The 14,291-nt window shown below is 66.1% G+C and carries 15 protein-coding genes; 5 read left to right on the forward strand and 10 right to left on the reverse strand.

What is annotated here, in order from left to right:
- Window positions 1-217 precede the first annotated feature (217 nt).
- The 3 genes from minC to minE all read left to right on the forward strand — a co-directional run bounded on the left by minC (window position 218) and on the right by minE (window position 2,354).
- Window positions 218-1,087, forward strand: coding sequence for a septum site-determining protein MinC (gene minC / locus ACN6PJ_RS06565; protein ID WP_427995071.1), 870 nt, complete (start codon window positions 218-220; stop codon window positions 1,085-1,087).
- Window positions 1,088-1,277: 190 nt separating this feature from the next.
- Window positions 1,278-2,093, forward strand: a complete 816-nt coding sequence (gene minD / locus ACN6PJ_RS06570) for a septum site-determining protein MinD (protein WP_427995072.1) — start codon at window positions 1,278-1,280, stop codon at window positions 2,091-2,093.
- A gap of 3 nt (window positions 2,094-2,096) precedes the next feature.
- Window positions 2,097-2,354, forward strand: coding sequence for a cell division topological specificity factor MinE (gene minE / locus ACN6PJ_RS06575; RefSeq protein WP_043543816.1), 258 nt, complete (start codon window positions 2,097-2,099; stop codon window positions 2,352-2,354).
- Between the two features lie 97 nt (window positions 2,355-2,451).
- Here minE and ACN6PJ_RS06580 read toward each other — a convergent pair whose 3' ends face one another.
- The 4 genes from ACN6PJ_RS06580 to ACN6PJ_RS06595 all read right to left on the reverse strand — a co-directional run bounded on the left by ACN6PJ_RS06580 (window position 2,452) and on the right by ACN6PJ_RS06595 (window position 6,280).
- Window positions 2,452-2,676, reverse strand: coding sequence for a glycine zipper 2TM domain-containing protein (locus ACN6PJ_RS06580; protein ID WP_129526583.1), 225 nt, complete (start codon window positions 2,674-2,676; stop codon window positions 2,452-2,454).
- A 187-nt stretch (window positions 2,677-2,863) separates the two neighbouring features.
- Window positions 2,864-3,397, reverse strand: coding sequence for an isochorismatase family protein (locus ACN6PJ_RS06585; RefSeq protein ID WP_427995073.1), 534 nt, complete (start codon window positions 3,395-3,397; stop codon window positions 2,864-2,866).
- 182 nt (window positions 3,398-3,579) lie between these two features.
- Window positions 3,580-5,253 carry an energy-dependent translational throttle protein EttA gene (gene ettA / locus ACN6PJ_RS06590; RefSeq protein ID WP_427995074.1) on the reverse strand — a complete coding sequence of 558 codons (1,674 nt, stop codon included), beginning with the start codon at window positions 5,251-5,253 and terminating at the stop codon, window positions 3,580-3,582.
- A 106-nt stretch (window positions 5,254-5,359) separates the two neighbouring features.
- The gene (locus ACN6PJ_RS06595; protein ID WP_427995075.1) at window positions 5,360-6,280 is read right to left on the reverse strand and encodes a DMT family transporter; all 921 of its coding nucleotides are present in this window, start codon (window positions 6,278-6,280) and stop codon (window positions 5,360-5,362) included.
- Window positions 6,281-6,378: 98 nt separating this feature from the next.
- Here ACN6PJ_RS06595 and ACN6PJ_RS06600 point away from each other — a divergent pair, with 98 nt between their 5' ends.
- Entirely contained in the window at window positions 6,379-7,176 is a 798-nt protein-coding gene (locus ACN6PJ_RS06600) for an AraC family transcriptional regulator (protein ID WP_427995076.1), read from the forward strand.
- 118 nt (window positions 7,177-7,294) lie between these two features.
- On the forward strand, window positions 7,295-7,816 hold the full coding sequence (locus tag ACN6PJ_RS06605) for a hypothetical protein (RefSeq protein ID WP_427995077.1): 522 nt from the start codon (window positions 7,295-7,297) through the stop codon (window positions 7,814-7,816).
- Window positions 7,817-7,884: 68 nt separating this feature from the next.
- On the opposite strand, the gene ACN6PJ_RS06610 is transcribed toward ACN6PJ_RS06605, so the two are convergent.
- From ACN6PJ_RS06610 to ACN6PJ_RS06635, 6 genes are all read right to left on the reverse strand, one after another.
- Window positions 7,885-8,880, reverse strand: coding sequence for an ABC transporter ATP-binding protein (locus ACN6PJ_RS06610; protein WP_427995079.1), 996 nt, complete (start codon window positions 8,878-8,880; stop codon window positions 7,885-7,887).
- Window positions 8,877-9,899 (reverse strand): ABC transporter ATP-binding protein, encoded by a 1,023-nt coding sequence (locus tag ACN6PJ_RS06615; protein WP_427995080.1) that lies wholly within the window; start codon window positions 9,897-9,899, stop codon window positions 8,877-8,879. Before ACN6PJ_RS06615 ends, ACN6PJ_RS06610 begins: the two co-directional genes overlap by 4 nt.
- A gap of 10 nt (window positions 9,900-9,909) precedes the next feature.
- Window positions 9,910-10,824, reverse strand: a complete 915-nt coding sequence (locus ACN6PJ_RS06620) for an ABC transporter permease (RefSeq protein ID WP_427995081.1) — start codon at window positions 10,822-10,824, stop codon at window positions 9,910-9,912.
- Window positions 10,824-11,813, reverse strand: coding sequence for an ABC transporter permease (locus ACN6PJ_RS06625; RefSeq protein ID WP_427995082.1), 990 nt, complete (start codon window positions 11,811-11,813; stop codon window positions 10,824-10,826). The genes ACN6PJ_RS06620 and ACN6PJ_RS06625 overlap by 1 nt, the downstream gene beginning before the upstream one ends.
- 59 nt (window positions 11,814-11,872) lie before the next feature.
- Window positions 11,873-13,444: an ABC transporter substrate-binding protein gene (locus ACN6PJ_RS06630; RefSeq protein ID WP_427995083.1), complete on the reverse strand. Its 1,572-nt coding sequence runs from the start codon at window positions 13,442-13,444 to the stop codon at window positions 11,873-11,875.
- A gap of 197 nt (window positions 13,445-13,641) precedes the next feature.
- On the reverse strand, window positions 13,642-14,139 hold the full coding sequence (locus ACN6PJ_RS06635; RefSeq protein WP_427995084.1) for a MarR family winged helix-turn-helix transcriptional regulator: 498 nt from the start codon (window positions 14,137-14,139) through the stop codon (window positions 13,642-13,644).
- Window positions 14,140-14,291: the final 152 nt, after the last annotated feature.

The raw sequence follows: 14,291 nt of genomic DNA on the forward strand, positions 1-14,291 counted from the left end.
GCTGCGATGAAAAAGGCGCCGAAAGGCGCCTTTTTCATCGTATGGCCGCCCCAAGATGAAAACGCCCCCCTCGGGGGGGCAGCTAGCCCGCGCAGCGGGCGCGGCGTGGGGGGCTCATTTCATGTCCGACCGCGCACCGGCGGGTTATCATGCCCGACATCCCGCAGCCGGTTGAGCGCCCCTGTTTCAGGCGCCCGGACCGCCAGCCAAAACCAAGATGAACACTGAACCCCTAGCCCTGGATTTCAAAAGCGCCACTCTGTATGCCATCAGGGTGGTCCTGCATAGCGCCGACCCCGAACGCCTGGAAGCCGCGCTCGCCAAGCGCATGACCGACGCCGGCAGCTTCTTCGAAAATGAGCCCGTGGTCATCGACGCCAGCCGCGTCGACGAAACCGTCGACTGGGCCGCTCTGGTGGCGGCGCTGCGGGGCCATAACCTGCCCCCGATCGGCGTCGTGGCCGAAGGCGCCAACCTGGAAGCCGCCCTCGCGGCCGGCCTGACGCCGGTGGAGCTGTCCACGCCCGTCGCCCGCCCCGCCCCGGTGGTCGATACCGCGCCGCCCAACGACGTCGCCACTCCCGTGCCGTCGGTGCCGGCCGCCGCGGTAGAAACCGCGCCCGCCCCCACCGAAGCCGCTGCCGAAGCGGAACCGCCCGCCGCAGGCAAGACGGACGACGAGCCCCTGCCCGCGCGCGAAGCCAGCGGCGCCACCTCGGCCCCCACCCCCACGCCCGCCGCCCCGCACTCGTCTTCGGCGCTGGTCATCACCAAGCCCCTGCGGTCCGGCCAGCGGGTCTACGCCCGCCACACGGACCTGGTGGTGATCGGCATGGTGAGCCAGGGCGCCGAAGTCATCGCCGACGGCAACGTCCACATCTACGGCCCTCTGCGCGGCAAGGCCATGGCCGGCGCGCGCGGCGACACCTCGGCCCGCATCTTCACGACGCACCTGGATGCCGAACTGCTGGCCGTGGCCGGCGTCTACCGCGTCGTCGAGGACAAGCTGGACCGCACGCTGCAGAACCAGCCCGCGCTGGTCCGGCTGGACGGCGACACGCTTCGGATCGAAGCGCTCAAGGCTTGACTCGGAAAATGGCGGGGCCCCACGCTGCGCGGGCTTGCCGCCTCCCGGGGACGCCCGCCAGCCCTGGAACGGCCCTCAGGCCGAGCCCGGTAAGAATCGGTGCAAACTTCAACACATCCTGTAAGAAGCCTTACATAGGCTTTTTGCTTTACGATAACGCGATTTATTCGAACATAAGGGTTTGATCGTCATGACACGCATTGTTGTGGTGACTTCCGGCAAAGGCGGCGTGGGCAAGACCACGACCAGCGCCAGTTTTTCTGCGGGACTCGCGATGCGGGGCCACAAAACCGCGGTCATCGACTTCGACGTCGGCCTGCGCAACCTCGACCTGATCATGGGTTGCGAGCGGCGCGTCGTGTACGACTTCGTCAATGTGATCCAGGGCGAAGCCACGCTCAACCAGGCCCTCATCAAGGACAAGCAGCTCGAAAACCTGTTCATCCTGCCCGCGTCGCAAACACGCGACAAGGACGCGCTGACGCAGGAAGGCGTTGCCAAGGTCATCGAGGACCTGAAGGGCATGGGTTTCGAGTACATCGTGTGCGACTCGCCCGCCGGCATCGAAACCGGCGCGCTGATGGCCGCGTACTTCGCCGATGACGCCATCGTGGTGACCAACCCCGAGGTCTCGTCGGTGCGCGATTCCGACCGCATCCTGGGCATCCTGGCGGCGAAGTCCAAGCGCGCCGTGGAAGGCGACGAGCCGGTCAAGGAATTCCTGCTGCTCACGCGCTACAACCCCAAACGCGTCGTCGATGGCGAAATGCTGTCGCTGACCGACATCGAAGACATCCTGCGCATCAAGCTGATCGGCGTCATCCCCGAGTCCGAAGCCGTGCTGCAGGCGTCGAACCAAGGCCTGCCGGCCATCCACCTGAAAGACACCGACGTTTCCGAAGCCTACAAGGACGTCGTGGCTCGTTACCTTGGCGAAGACAAGGCCCTGCGCTTTACCGATTACGAAAAGCCCGGTTTCCTGAAACGCCTGTTCGGAGGCAAGTAAGCAATGTCCTTCCTGTCGTTTCTGCTCGGTCAAAAGAAGACTTCCGCCTCCGTCGCGAAGGAACGGTTGCAGATCATCCTGGCCCACGAGCGGGGCCGCGGCGACTCTCCCGATTACCTGCCGCAGCTGCAGCAAGAGCTGATCGCCGTCATTTCGAAATACGTGAAGATCAACCCCAATGACATCAAGGTGCACCTGGAACGCCAGGATACGCTGGAAGTGCTTGAGGTAAAGATCGAGATGCCGCAAAGCGAGAATTGACGCGGCTTGCGCGCCCGCGCCCCGGGCGCGCCCCGAATGAAAAAACGCCCGGCGAAGCCGGGCGTTTTGCATTGGAGCGGACGCTGCGGGCCAGCGCTTAGTGCTTACCGACCTGATCGCCGATAACGCCGCCGATCGCCGCTCCACCCACCGTACCGAGGATGCCGCCGTTGGTGATCACGGCGCCTGCGACGCCGCCCAACGCAGCGCCGCCGACGGCGCTCTTCTGACGATGGCTCATGCCGTCCCAGGAAGAGCAGCCGGCCATGGCGGCGGTCATCGCCAATGCGACACAGATTTTGGAGAGAGATGCGATTTTCATAGTGCGATTCCTATTCTTACCCGGGGCCGCGCCGATGATGCGAACGCGAGCACGCGGACCCTTGCGGGTTTGGAATCTTCAGGATCGCAAAATATCCCTCTCCTGGCTGTTAGGTTTGCCCATGAATTGTGTCAAAGGGCGAGAGAATCCGAACGCCTCCCTGGAACAGTGTTGCAGTCCGCACGCGCTATTTGACCAGACGTAACACCTCGCGGAAGCGCGGATGCTCGCAAGTCTGCATCCACTCGAAAATCGCCATTTCCGACGTGACGATCTCGGCGCCGTGGGCGCGCGCGCGGCGCAACGCGGCGTGATGGTCGGAAGGCTTGCGCGAGCCCGCGGCATCGGCCACGAGCACCGCGTGGTAGCCCAGGTCGATCAGGCCGATCACCGTCTGCAGCACGCAGATATGGGCTTCGCACCCGGCCACCAGGATGGTCTTGCGGGCGGCCGGCAGCCACGCCTCGAAACCCGGTTCGAGGGCCGATGAAAAGTGCATTTTCTGGAAGGTGGTCTGCACCTGCGCGCGCAACGGCTCCACGGTGGCGCCCAGCATCTTGCCATGATGTTCCGTGGCGGCCACCGGCACGTCGAGCAGGCGCGCGGCCTGCGCGAGCTTGTGGGCGGCATTGAGCACGGCCTCGCCCTCATGGATTACCGGCATCAGCCGGCCCTGCATATCGACGATCAGCAAGGTGGAATCGGAAGCGGAAAGCAGCATGTCGAGACTCCTGGAATGACGCTTTAGGATAACTCGGTTCCCCGCGGGCGCTGCGCGCCCCGGCACGGCGCCGCCGTGGAAAGATGCCCCCCGCGCAGGCTGCGCCTGCTGGCCGCCCCCAAGGAAAAAACCCGGCCTGCTGGCCGGGTTCTTGGAAGACGCCAGACGCGAAGGTCTGGTCTTTACTTCAGCGCCTTGTAGCGCAGGCGCTTGGGCTTGGCGCCCTCTTCGCCCAGGCGGCGTTTCTTGTCGGCCTCGTATTCCTGGTAGTTGCCATCGAAGAACACGACTTGCGAATCGCCTTCGAAGGCCAGGATGTGCGTGGCGATGCGGTCCAGGAACCAGCGGTCGTGGCTGATGACCATGACGCTGCCGGGGAACTCCAGCAGCGCGTCTTCCAGGGCGCGCAGCGTTTCCACGTCGAGGTCGTTGGACGGTTCGTCCAGCAGCAGCACGTTGCCGCCGGCGATCAGCGTCTTGGCCATGTGCAGGCGGCCGCGTTCGCCGCCGGACAACTGGCCCACGACCTTGTTCTGGTCGCCGCCCTTGAAGTTGAAGCGGCCCAGGTAGGCGCGCGACGACATCTCGAACTTGCCCACCGTGAGGAGATCGGCGCCGTCGGCCACGGCGTCGAACACGGTCTTCTTGTCTTCCAGCGCGTCGCGCGACTGGTCCACGTAGGCCAGCTTCACGGTCTGGCCGATCTTGACCTCGCCCGAATCCGGCTGCTCGCGGCCCGCGATCATGCGGAACAGCGTGGATTTACCGGCGCCGTTCGCGCCGATGATGCCCACGATGGCGCCCGGCGGCACCTTGAAGCTGAGGTTGTCGATCAGCAGGCGATCGCCATAGGCCTTGCTGACGTTGTTGAATTCGATGACTTCGTTGCCCAGACGCTCGCCCACGGGGATGAAGATTTCCTGGGTTTCATTGCGCTTCTGGTATTCGTAGGACGACAGCTCCTCGAAGCGGGCCAGGCGCGCCTTCGCCTTGGCCTGGCGGCCCTTCGGGTTCTGGCGCACCCACTCCAGCTCCTTCTTGATGGTCTTCTGGCGCGCGGATTCCGAGGCCTCTTCCTGCTTGAGGCGGTCTTCCTTCTGCTCCAGCCACGAGCTGTAGTTGCCCTTCCAGGGGATGCCGTAGCCGCGGTCCAGTTCGAGGATCCATTCGGCCGCGTTGTCCAGGAAGTAGCGATCGTGGGTCACACCCACGACGGTGCCGGGGAACTTGTGCAGGAACTGCTCCAGCCACTCCACGCTTTCGGCGTCCAGGTGGTTGGTGGGTTCGTCCAGCAACAGCATGTCGGGCTTGGACAGCAGCAGGCGGCACAGCGCCACGCGGCGCTTTTCACCGCCGGACAGCTTGCCGACGATGGCATCCCAGGGCGGCAGGCGCAGCGCGTCGGCGGCGATTTCCATCTGGTGCTCGATATCGTCGGCGCCGCTGGAGGCGGCGGCGGCGATGATGGCCTCGAGTTCGGCCTGCTCGGCGGCCAACGCGTCGAAATCGGCGTCCGGCTCGGCGTAGGCGGCATAGACCTCATCCAGCCGCTTCTTGGCGGTGACGACGGCTCCCAGGCCCTCTTCCACCGCCTGGCGCACCGTGTGCTCGGGATTCAGTTGCGGTTCCTGCGGCAGGTAGCCGATATTCAGGCCCGGCATGGGGATGGCTTCGCCTTCGATCTCTTTATCGACGCCGGCCATGATTTTCAGCAGCGTCGACTTGCCCGAGCCGTTCAGGCCCAGCACGCCGATCTTGGCGCCAGGAAAAAACGAAAGCGAGATGTCGCGCAGGATCTGCCGCTTGGGCGGCACGATCTTGCCGACGCGGTTCATGGTGTAGACGTATTGGGCCATGGGCTCGTATCGGAGATATAGCTGATAAACCGTTGATTGTAGGCCGGAACCCTGACCGGCGTGCGTCCGCCGCCAAATGCCCCGCGCGGCCCGCGCGGACGCGCCTTCAGGCCGCCTTGGGCTGCCTCGCCGGACGCCCCGGGCGCATCTGCGCCAGCATGACGCCGGCCAGCGCCATCGCGCCGCCAACGATGTGGAAGAGGTGCGGCTTCTCGTCCAGGAACGCGGCCGCGATCGCCACCGTGGCGACCGGCATGACGTTCAGGAAAATGCTGGCCCGGTTCGGCCCCAGGTGCTTCACGCCCTGCATCCACAGGAAGGGCGCGAACAGCGACGGAAAGATCGCCGCGTACAGGACCAGGGGCAGGTTGTCGCCATTGAGGGGCGAGGCGGGCGCCGCCAGGAAGGCGGGCAGCTGGAACAGCACGCCGAAGGCCACCTGCACATACAGCGACTGCCACGGCCCTACCGGCAGCGCCCAGCGGCGCAGCAGCACGCCGTACAGCGCGTAGGCCAGCGCGCCCACGCCCATCAGCACGTCGCCGTGGTTGGCGCCCACCGACAGCAGGCGGGCGGGATCGCCCTCCCCGATCAGCAGGGCAAGGCCCGCCAGGGACAGCAGGCCGCCCAGCATCGCCATCACCGACGGCAACTCGCGCAGCACCACGGCCACCACGGCGATGGTCATCAGCGGAATCATGGCCGTGATGATGCCCATGTTGGTTGCGGTGGTGCTGGCGGCCGCCACATAGGCCAGCCCCTGGTACAGCGCCATCCCCAGGCCGCCCAGCACCGCGAGCCTGGGCAGGTTGGGCAGGATCTGGCGGCGCTGCGCCCAGACGCCGGGAAGCGCGAAGGGCGTCAGCAGCACGCCTGCCAGCGCCCATCGGTAGAACCCGATGGCGGCCGGCGCGATCACGCCCGCGGCCATCTTCGTGACGATCATGTTGACCGACCAGATCAGGGCCGCGAGCAGGGGAAACAGCAGGTAGCGGGCGGGAGGGTGCGTGGCGTGGGCGGTCGGCATGGCGGAGCAAAGCGAAAACGAAACAGAGCGGCAAGTGTAGGATCTGTCCGACCTGATGTATATAATGAAAAACAGACAAATCCAGACGAAGTTCCGACATGCCGCCCGCAGACACCGCGCCCGTGCTGGCCAGCCACCTGCCCTATCCGCTGGCCTGCCGCATCCTCCACTTCACGCCCCATTCGCGCATGAAGCGCCATGCGTCGCCCTGGGCGGAACTGAATTTCGCGATCTCCGGCATCATGGAACTCGGCATCGGCGGCGTGACCTATCTGTCGCCGCCGCAGTACGCCATCTGGATACCTCCCCACGTCGAGCATTGCTGCCAGAACGAAGGCGAAGTGCATTACGCCTGCATCGACATTCCCGCCGCCGCATGCGCCGGTTTGCCCGACAAGCCCTGCACGCTGGAAATCAGCCCGGTCATGCGCGCGATTCTGGCCGACTTCGAACGGCGGGGGATCAGCTATCCGGATACGCCCGAAGACCGGCGGATGGCGCAGATCGTCATCGACCAGGCCCGCCAGGCCCGCGCCTACGCCAGCTACCTGCCGTCCGCCGCGGACCCGGTGCTTGCGCCCATCCTGTCGGCGCTGCAACAGCGCCCGGGCGACAAGCGCGGCGCCGCGCACTGGGCTGCCACCGCCGGCATTACCGAGCGCACGCTATTGCGCCGCTGCCAGCAGCGGCTGGGCATGTCATTCAACGAATGGCGGCAGCGGCTGCGCGTGGTCAGCGCGCTGGGCATGCTGGGCGAAGGCCGGTCGGTCCAGTCGGTGGCGCGCGAACTGGGCTACAGCACCCCCTCGGCCTTCATCGCCATGTTCCAGCGGCTGACGGGCGAATCGCCCGACAGCGCGCGCAGGCGCAGCCTGGGCTGCTCCCCCTCTTCGTGACCCGGGAAAATCGCGTCGTCCAAGCGTCGGATGCAAGGCGAAGCCGATAGAGCGACAATACGCCTGACTTTCGTCTTGCCGTGCCGTCGCGGCTTCATCGCGCCCAGGAATTCCCCTCATGTCCGCCTCCGCCACCCCCCCAGCTTCCCTGACCCATTTCAACGCATCCGAACTGGACATGCTGGCCAAGACCGCAGACGCCCTGAGCGCCTATCTGGGCAAACCCGTGCTGGCCGAAGTCGTGCTGGGCGACGACGGCACCGAATGGGTGACCTACGGCGTGCCCGTGGACGAAAACGCCAAACCGGACGAGGAACAGACCCACGTCCAGCTGGGCGGCCCCGGCGCCCGGCTGCTGGGCAACCGCGGCGGCCTGCCCCAGTCCGACGACGACACCTACGACTGCCTCTACCTCTGGGCCATCGAGATCTCGTTGAACGAGGGCGAGCGCTTCGTCAAGCTCGACCACGACGGCGAAGAGTCCGCCTGGTCGGACAGCCTGGAAGACGTCCTGCCCTTCGCGCTTACCGAGGAGCCCGTGCCGGAAGATCCGGACGAAGACGAGGATGACGAAGACGACGCCGATGAGGAAGACGGCGATCCCCACCGCCATCCCCACGACCACGGCCATCGCCACTGAAGAAACGGGGCGCGGCGGCTGGCGGGCCCGGCTCGCCGCGCCGGGCCCGCCTCCCAGTCAAGCGCGGATCACACGGTGATCCGCCCCTCCTGCACCGCGTGGCAAGCCACCACCGACGGGCCCGCAACCATCGCTGCGGGCGCCTCCCGCTTGCATCGTTCGTTCGCGTGCGGGCAGCGCGGGTGGAACGTGCAGCCCGAGGGCGGGTTGAGGGGATTCGGCACTTCGCCTGCCACCGCCGTGCGCGGCTTGCCCGCGCCGTTGATGTCCGGAATGGCTTCCAGCAACATGCGCGTGTACGGATGCCGCGGCCGCTGGAACAGCTCGTCGCGCGGCGCCACCTCCACCATGCGGCCCAGGTACATCACCCCCACCCGATCGGCCACATGGTGCACGACCGCCAGGTTGTGCGAGATGAACAGATAGGTCAGCCCCAGCTTGCGCTGCAGGTCTTTCATCAGGTTCAGCACCTGCGCCTGCACCGACACGTCGAGCGCCGACGTCGGCTCGTCGCACACCAGGAACTCGGGGTTCACCGCCAGCGCCCGCGCGATCGAGATGCGCTGGCGCTGGCCGCCGGAGAACTGGTGCGGATAGCGCGCCTGGTCGGCCGGATCCAGCCCCACCTGCGTGAGCAGCTCGCCCACCCGGACGCTGCGCTCCGCCGGCGTCATCCGCGTATGGGTCAGCATGGGCTCGGCGATGATGCGGCCGACCCGCCAACGCGGGTTCAGGCTTGCGTACGGATCCTGGAAGATCATCTGCAGGCGCTTGCGCAGCGCGCGTCCGCCCGGCTCCGACATGCGCGAAAGAGGCTGTCCGTCGAACCGGATGTCGCCGCGGGTCAGGCCGTACAGCCCGACCAGCATGCGCGCCACCGTCGACTTGCCGCAACCCGATTCGCCCACCAGCGCCAGCGTCTCGCCGCGCGCGATCTCGAACGACACGCCGTCCACGGCGCGCAGCATCACCTGCGGCTTGCCGGCGAGCTTGCGTTCCAGCCATGGCGGCGACACGTCGAACCAGCGGGCGGCGTCCTTCACTTCCACCAAGGGCGTGCTCATTTCGACTCCTCCGCTTGGGCGCCGGCGATCCCGTCCAGCGGACGCGGCGCCTGAACGGATCCGTCATGCAGCCAACAGGCCGCCAGCGACGCGCCCGCGGGCATCAAATCGGGCCTGTCCCGTCCGCAACGCGGCAAGCGCCGGCCGCAACGCGGGTTGAAGGCGCAGCCTGGCGGAATGGCGTTCAACCTCGGCATGCTGCCGTCGATCTGCACCAGCCTTTCGGCATGCCCGTCCAGCGACGGGATGGATCCCATCAGCCCCGAAGTATAGGGATGGCGCGGCTTGTGGATCACGTCCGCGACCGGGCCGATCTCGGCGACGCGGCCCGCGTACATCACCGCCACGCGGTCGGCGGTCTCGGCGATCACGCCCATATCGTGCGTGATCAGCATCACGGCCGTGCCGTTCTCGCGGCACAGGCGTTTCAGCAGCTCGATGATCTGCGCCTGGATGGACACGTCCAGCGCGGTCGTCGGCTCGTCCGCCACCACCAGCTTGGGCTCCGCCGCCAGGGCCAGCGCGATCACCACGCGCTGGCGCATGCCGCCCGAAAACTGGTGCGGATAGTGGTCGATGCGCTCGCGCGCCGCCGGGATGCCGGTTGCCGCCAGCAGTTCCACGGCGCGGTTGCGCGCCTGGGACCAGCTCATGTCCAGGTGCGTGACGATGGTCTCCGCCAGCTGCCGGCCCACCGTGTACAGCGGGTTGAGCGACGTCAGCGGATCCTGGAACACCGCGCCGATCTCGCGGCCGCGCACGCGGCGCATCTGCTCGTCGGGCAGGTTGTCGATACGGCGGCCCGCCAGCAGGATCTCGCCGGCGGCGATGCGCCCCGGCGGCTCCAGCAGGCCGATGATGGACGCGCCGGTCAGCGACTTGCCGGCGCCGGATTCCCCCACGACGCCCAGGACCTCGCCCGCCCGGATGGAAAACGAAACGTCGTCCAGCGCGCGCAGCGTGCCGCGGCGCGTGGGAAATTCCACGCGCAGATTGCGGACTTCAAGTAATGCGCTCATCCGCGATACCTCAATTCAATTTGGGGTTGAGCGCGTCGCGCAGCCAGTCGCCCAGCAGGTTGACGGACAACACCAGCAGCACGAGCGCCGCGCCCGGGAAAATGGTGATCCACCACTCTCCGGAAAACAGGAAGTCATTGCCGATGCGGATCAGCGTGCCCAGCGAAGGCGCCGTCGGCGGCACTCCCACGCCCAGGAACGACAGCGTCGCCTCGGTAATGATGGCGGTGGCCAGGTGCACGGTGGCCAGCACCAGCACCGGCCCCAGCACGTTGGGCAGCACGTGGCGGAACATGATGACCGGCGACGCCACGCCGATCACCCTGGCCGCCTGCACGTATTCGCGGTTCTTCTCCACCAGGGTGGAACCGCGCACCGTGCGCGCGTACTGCGGCCAGCCCGCCAGCGCGATCGCGCCGATCAGCACCGGAAAGGCGATCAGTTCATGCATTTCGCGCGGAACGGCGGCGCGCGCCACGCCATCGATCAGCAGCGCGATCAGGATGGCGGGGAACGACAGCTGCACGTCCGCGACGCGCATGATGAACGCATCGATCCGGCCTCCGGCGTATCCCGATACCAGCCCCAGCACGATGCCGATCAGCATGGACAGCAGCACCGACGCCAGCCCGATCAGCAGCGACACGCGCGTGCCGTACAGGATCGCGGAATACAGGTCCCGCCCCTGGCTGTCCGTGCCCAGCAGATAAGTCGATTGGCCGTCGGCCTCCCAGGCGGGCGGCAGCAGGGCATCCAGCAATTCCACCTTGGTGAGGTCGAAGGGATTGTGCGGCGCCACCCAGCCGGCGCCGAAGGAACCGATGAGCAGAAGCGCCAGCAGCACGGTCGCGGCGATGGCCACCGGAGCCCGGCGCCAGGCCCAGGCGATGTCGCTGTCCCACCAGCGTTTGAGTACGGCGCGCATCAGTGAGCCCCCCCGCCGCGGGTCAGCCCCGAGCGCAGGCGCGGGTCCACGACAAAATACAGAAGATCGACGATCAGGTTGATGACCACGAACACCAGCGCGATCAGGCACAGGTACGCGGCCATGACCGGCACGTCGGCGAATTGCACCGCCTGGATGAACAGCAGGCCCATGCCCGGCCACTGGAATACCGTCTCCGTCACGATGGCGAACGCGATGATGCCGCCCAGCTGCAGGCCGGTGATGGTGATGACGGGCACCATCGTGTTCTTCAACGCATGGCCGAAATGGATGGCGCGGCGCCTCAGGCCTCGGGCGCGGGCGAACTTGATGTAGTCCGAGCGCAGCACCTCCAGCATTTCGGAACGCACCAGGCGCAGAACCAGCGTCATCTGGAACAGCGACAGGGTGATGGACGGCAGGATCAGGTGCTTCCAGCCCGTGGAGGTGAAAAGCCCGGACGTCCACCAGCCAACGCTGACGGTATCGCCCCGCCCATAGCTGGGCAGCCAGCCCAGCTGGACGGAGAACACGAGGATCAGCAGGATGCCGATCAGGAAGGTGGGCAGCGACACGCCCAGCAGCGAACCGGCCAGCAGCAGCTGGGACACCAGGCTGTTGCGCTTGAGCGCGGTGTAGACCCCGAGCGGCACGCCCACCAGCAGCGCCAGCAGGGCAGCCACCATGGACAGCTCCAGCGTGGCCGGCAGGCGGGATTTCAGCAAGGCGGAAACGGGTTCGCTCTGGCGCAGGGAAATGCCGAAATTCCCTTGCGCGGCGTTGGCCACGAAATGGCCGAATTGGACGATGGCGGGCTCATTGAGCCCCAGGCGCTCACGCAATTCGATGCGCTCGGCATCGGTGGCGTCCTGCCCCAGCATGATGGTGACAGGGTCGCCGACGTATTGAAAAAGCACAAAGGCCAGCAGCGCGACGGTGAGCATCACCGCTACGGCCTGCAACAGGCGACGCAGTATGAAGGCAAACATAGGCGGAAAAGGCAAAACGGCGGAAGCCCGGGCGGGCCCCGCCGTTCGATTAGCCTGGATCAGTCAACCTTGACCCAATCGGCAACGAGACGGTTGTCGGCACGGTGGATGACCGTGACGTTCTTGCGCATCGCCCAGGGAATGACCTGGTCGTGCAGGGGGATGTGGCCGAAGTCCTTGGCGTGTCCCTGCAGCACGGTAATGATGTCGGCGTCGCGCTTGGCCGGATCGGTTTCCGTCTTGATCCGGTCGATGATGACGTCCAGTTCCTTGTTGCTGTAGTTGCCCAGGTTGTACATGCCGTCCGCGCCCTCGCCCTTGGTGCGGATCAGGTTCTGCAGCGTGTACATGGCGTCGAACGTGGGCACGCCCCAGCCGAACAGGTAGGCGCTGGTGTCGGACGACTGCACCTTGGGGAAATACGTGGAGCGCGGCATGGCGTTCATCGTCGCCTTCACCCCCACCTTGGCCCACATGCCGACGACGGCCTGGCAGATGGCTTCGTCGTTGATGTAGCGGTTGTTGGGGCAGTCCAGCGTGAAGTTCAGGGTGCCGTCGTAGCCGGCTTCCTTCAGCAGCGCGCGGGCCTTCTCGGGATCGTAGGGCACGCGCTTGTGCAGGGATTCGGCCCAGCCGTGCACCTGGGGCGCGATCATCGTGCCGGTGGGGGCCGACAGGCCGCGCATCACCGCGCGCTTGATCGCATCCACGTCGATGGCGCGGTACAGCGCTTCGCGCACGCGGATATCCTGGAACGGATTCTTGCCCTTGATGCTGGAATACTGGAGCTCGGGACGCTTCTGGTCCAGGCCCAGGTAGATGGTGCGGTATTCGTTTCCTTCCACCACCTTGGCGGACTGGCGCAGGCGGTCCAGGTCCTGCGCGGCGGGATCCAGCACGAAATCGATCTCGCCCGACAGCAGGGCCGCGGTGCGGGTGGCGTTCTGCTTGATCGGCGTGAACACCACCTCGGTCACGTTGCCGATCTTGCCGGCCTTGTTCCACCAGTCCTTGTTTTCCTCGAAAACGGTGCGCACGTCCACTTCGCGCGACTTGAGCTTGTAGGGACCGGTGCCGTTGGTATTGCGCGCGCCGTAGGTTTCTTCCTTGTTGACGAAGTCCTGCGGCTTGGCGATGTTGTTCTTCTCGGACCAGGCCTTGTTCATGATGAACACGTTGGTCAGCTGGCGCAGCAGCACGGGGTTGGGCGCGGAGGTCTCCACCTCGACCGTGAGCTCGTCGATCTTGCGCGCTTCCTTGATGCCCGTGGTGTAAGCCTTGTAGTTCGACGTGGGCGCCATGGCGCGATGGATCGAGAACACCACGTCGTCGGCGGTGAACGCGGCGCCGTCGTGGAACTTCACGCCGGGGCGCAGCTTGAAGCGGTACAGCGTGGGCGAAACCTGCTCCCATTCCGTCGCCAGGCGCGGCGACACCTTGAAGGACTTGTCGTAGTCCACCAGCGGCTCGTAGATGTAGCTGTTGGCGGCGATCGTCATGCCCTCGTTTTGCGAGTGCGGGTCGAAAGTGAGGATGTCACCCTGGGCGGCCCAACGAAAGGTTTTGGCCTGCCCGATCGAGGGCGCGGCCACGGCGGCGGCGATCGCGATAGCAATCAAAGTGCGGCGCATAGTTTCAACTCCTGACAATAGTCTGAATACCGGCGCGATATTGCCTAGCCGCAAGACCCCCGTCAATTAAGGGTTTATGCGTACCGGAACAGGTTTTCACAGAGGGGAAACATATTGGGGACGCATATGCTTGTAACAAAAAAATCGAAGTAAACGGCGTTGGGCCGAGCCGGCGGATCCCGCCGGCTCGCGTTGGCCTATTCGTCCTCGGACGCGGCCATTTCCAGCGGTACGTGCTCCGTCATCAGCACGTCCAGCATCTCGATCAGCAGCGCGGCCTTTTCCTCGCCGAAAGGCGCCAGCACCGCCTTCTGGTGCTGCAAGGCCTGATCGCACAGGGCGGCGATCAGGTTGGAGCCCTTGGCGGTAATGCAGACCCGCGTCTGCCGGCGGTCGGCCCGCACGCCCGAGCGGACCACCAGGCCCTCGGCCTCCATGCGCTGCACCACCTTGCTCAAGGTGGGCTGCTTGGTGATCGCGAGCACCGCCAGCGTGCCGATGGTTTCGCCGGCGCTGCCTTGAAGGCTGGCCAGCACCCGCCATTGCGTGACCGACAGGCCGGCCGCCCTGACCTGCAGGTGGAACTCCGCCGAAATGCGCTGGCTGGCCTGCGCCAGCAGGTACGCCAGGTAGCCGTCGACGAAACGGCCGCCAGGCGCCGCCGTGGATGTGTCCCGCTGCTTTTCCAACCGCATACTGCCTTGCTCCCATGCGCGCCCCACGGCGGCGCGATCATGCGCCCGGATGGGGCGCTTGCTGTTGCGCAACACAGGGTATACCCGGAATCGCAACCCGTTTTTTGCACCATGCCGGCGCTCGCCGCGTGCACTGAAACTAGAGAACAACG

This window comes from Achromobacter sp. (assembly GCF_050285585.1).
Lineage (GTDB): Bacteria > Pseudomonadota > Gammaproteobacteria > Burkholderiales > Burkholderiaceae_B > Achromobacter.

Excerpts from the sequence above, each read along its gene's own strand:
- ACN6PJ_RS06620 (WP_427995081.1), bottom strand. The coding sequence starts at position 10,824 with ATGCGCGCCGTACTCAAACGCTGGTGGGACAGCGACATCGCCTGGGCC.
- ACN6PJ_RS06610 (WP_427995079.1), bottom strand. The coding sequence starts at position 8,880 with ATGAGCACGCCCTTGGTGGAAGTGAAGGACGCCGCCCGCTGGTTCGAC.
- ACN6PJ_RS06615 (WP_427995080.1), bottom strand. The coding sequence starts at position 9,899 with ATGAGCGCATTACTTGAAGTCCGCAATCTGCGCGTGGAATTTCCCACG.
- ACN6PJ_RS06625 (WP_427995082.1), bottom strand. The coding sequence starts at position 11,813 with ATGTTTGCCTTCATACTGCGTCGCCTGTTGCAGGCCGTAGCGGTGATG.
- ACN6PJ_RS06605 (WP_427995077.1), top strand. The coding sequence starts at position 7,295 with ATGTCCGCCTCCGCCACCCCCCCAGCTTCCCTGACCCATTTCAACGCA.
- ACN6PJ_RS06585 (WP_427995073.1), bottom strand. The coding sequence starts at position 3,397 with ATGCTGCTTTCCGCTTCCGATTCCACCTTGCTGATCGTCGATATGCAG.
- minC (WP_427995071.1), top strand. The coding sequence starts at position 218 with ATGAACACTGAACCCCTAGCCCTGGATTTCAAAAGCGCCACTCTGTAT.
- ACN6PJ_RS06635 (WP_427995084.1), bottom strand. The coding sequence starts at position 14,139 with ATGCGGTTGGAAAAGCAGCGGGACACATCCACGGCGGCGCCTGGCGGC.
- ACN6PJ_RS06580 (WP_129526583.1), bottom strand. The coding sequence starts at position 2,676 with ATGAAAATCGCATCTCTCTCCAAAATCTGTGTCGCATTGGCGATGACC.
- minD (WP_427995072.1), top strand. The coding sequence starts at position 1,278 with ATGACACGCATTGTTGTGGTGACTTCCGGCAAAGGCGGCGTGGGCAAG.
- ettA (WP_427995074.1), bottom strand. The coding sequence starts at position 5,253 with ATGGCCCAATACGTCTACACCATGAACCGCGTCGGCAAGATCGTGCCG.
- ACN6PJ_RS06600 (WP_427995076.1), top strand. The coding sequence starts at position 6,379 with ATGCCGCCCGCAGACACCGCGCCCGTGCTGGCCAGCCACCTGCCCTAT.
- ACN6PJ_RS06595 (WP_427995075.1), bottom strand. The coding sequence starts at position 6,280 with ATGCCGACCGCCCACGCCACGCACCCTCCCGCCCGCTACCTGCTGTTT.
- minE (WP_043543816.1), top strand. The coding sequence starts at position 2,097 with ATGTCCTTCCTGTCGTTTCTGCTCGGTCAAAAGAAGACTTCCGCCTCC.
- ACN6PJ_RS06630 (WP_427995083.1), bottom strand. The coding sequence starts at position 13,444 with ATGCGCCGCACTTTGATTGCTATCGCGATCGCCGCCGCCGTGGCCGCG.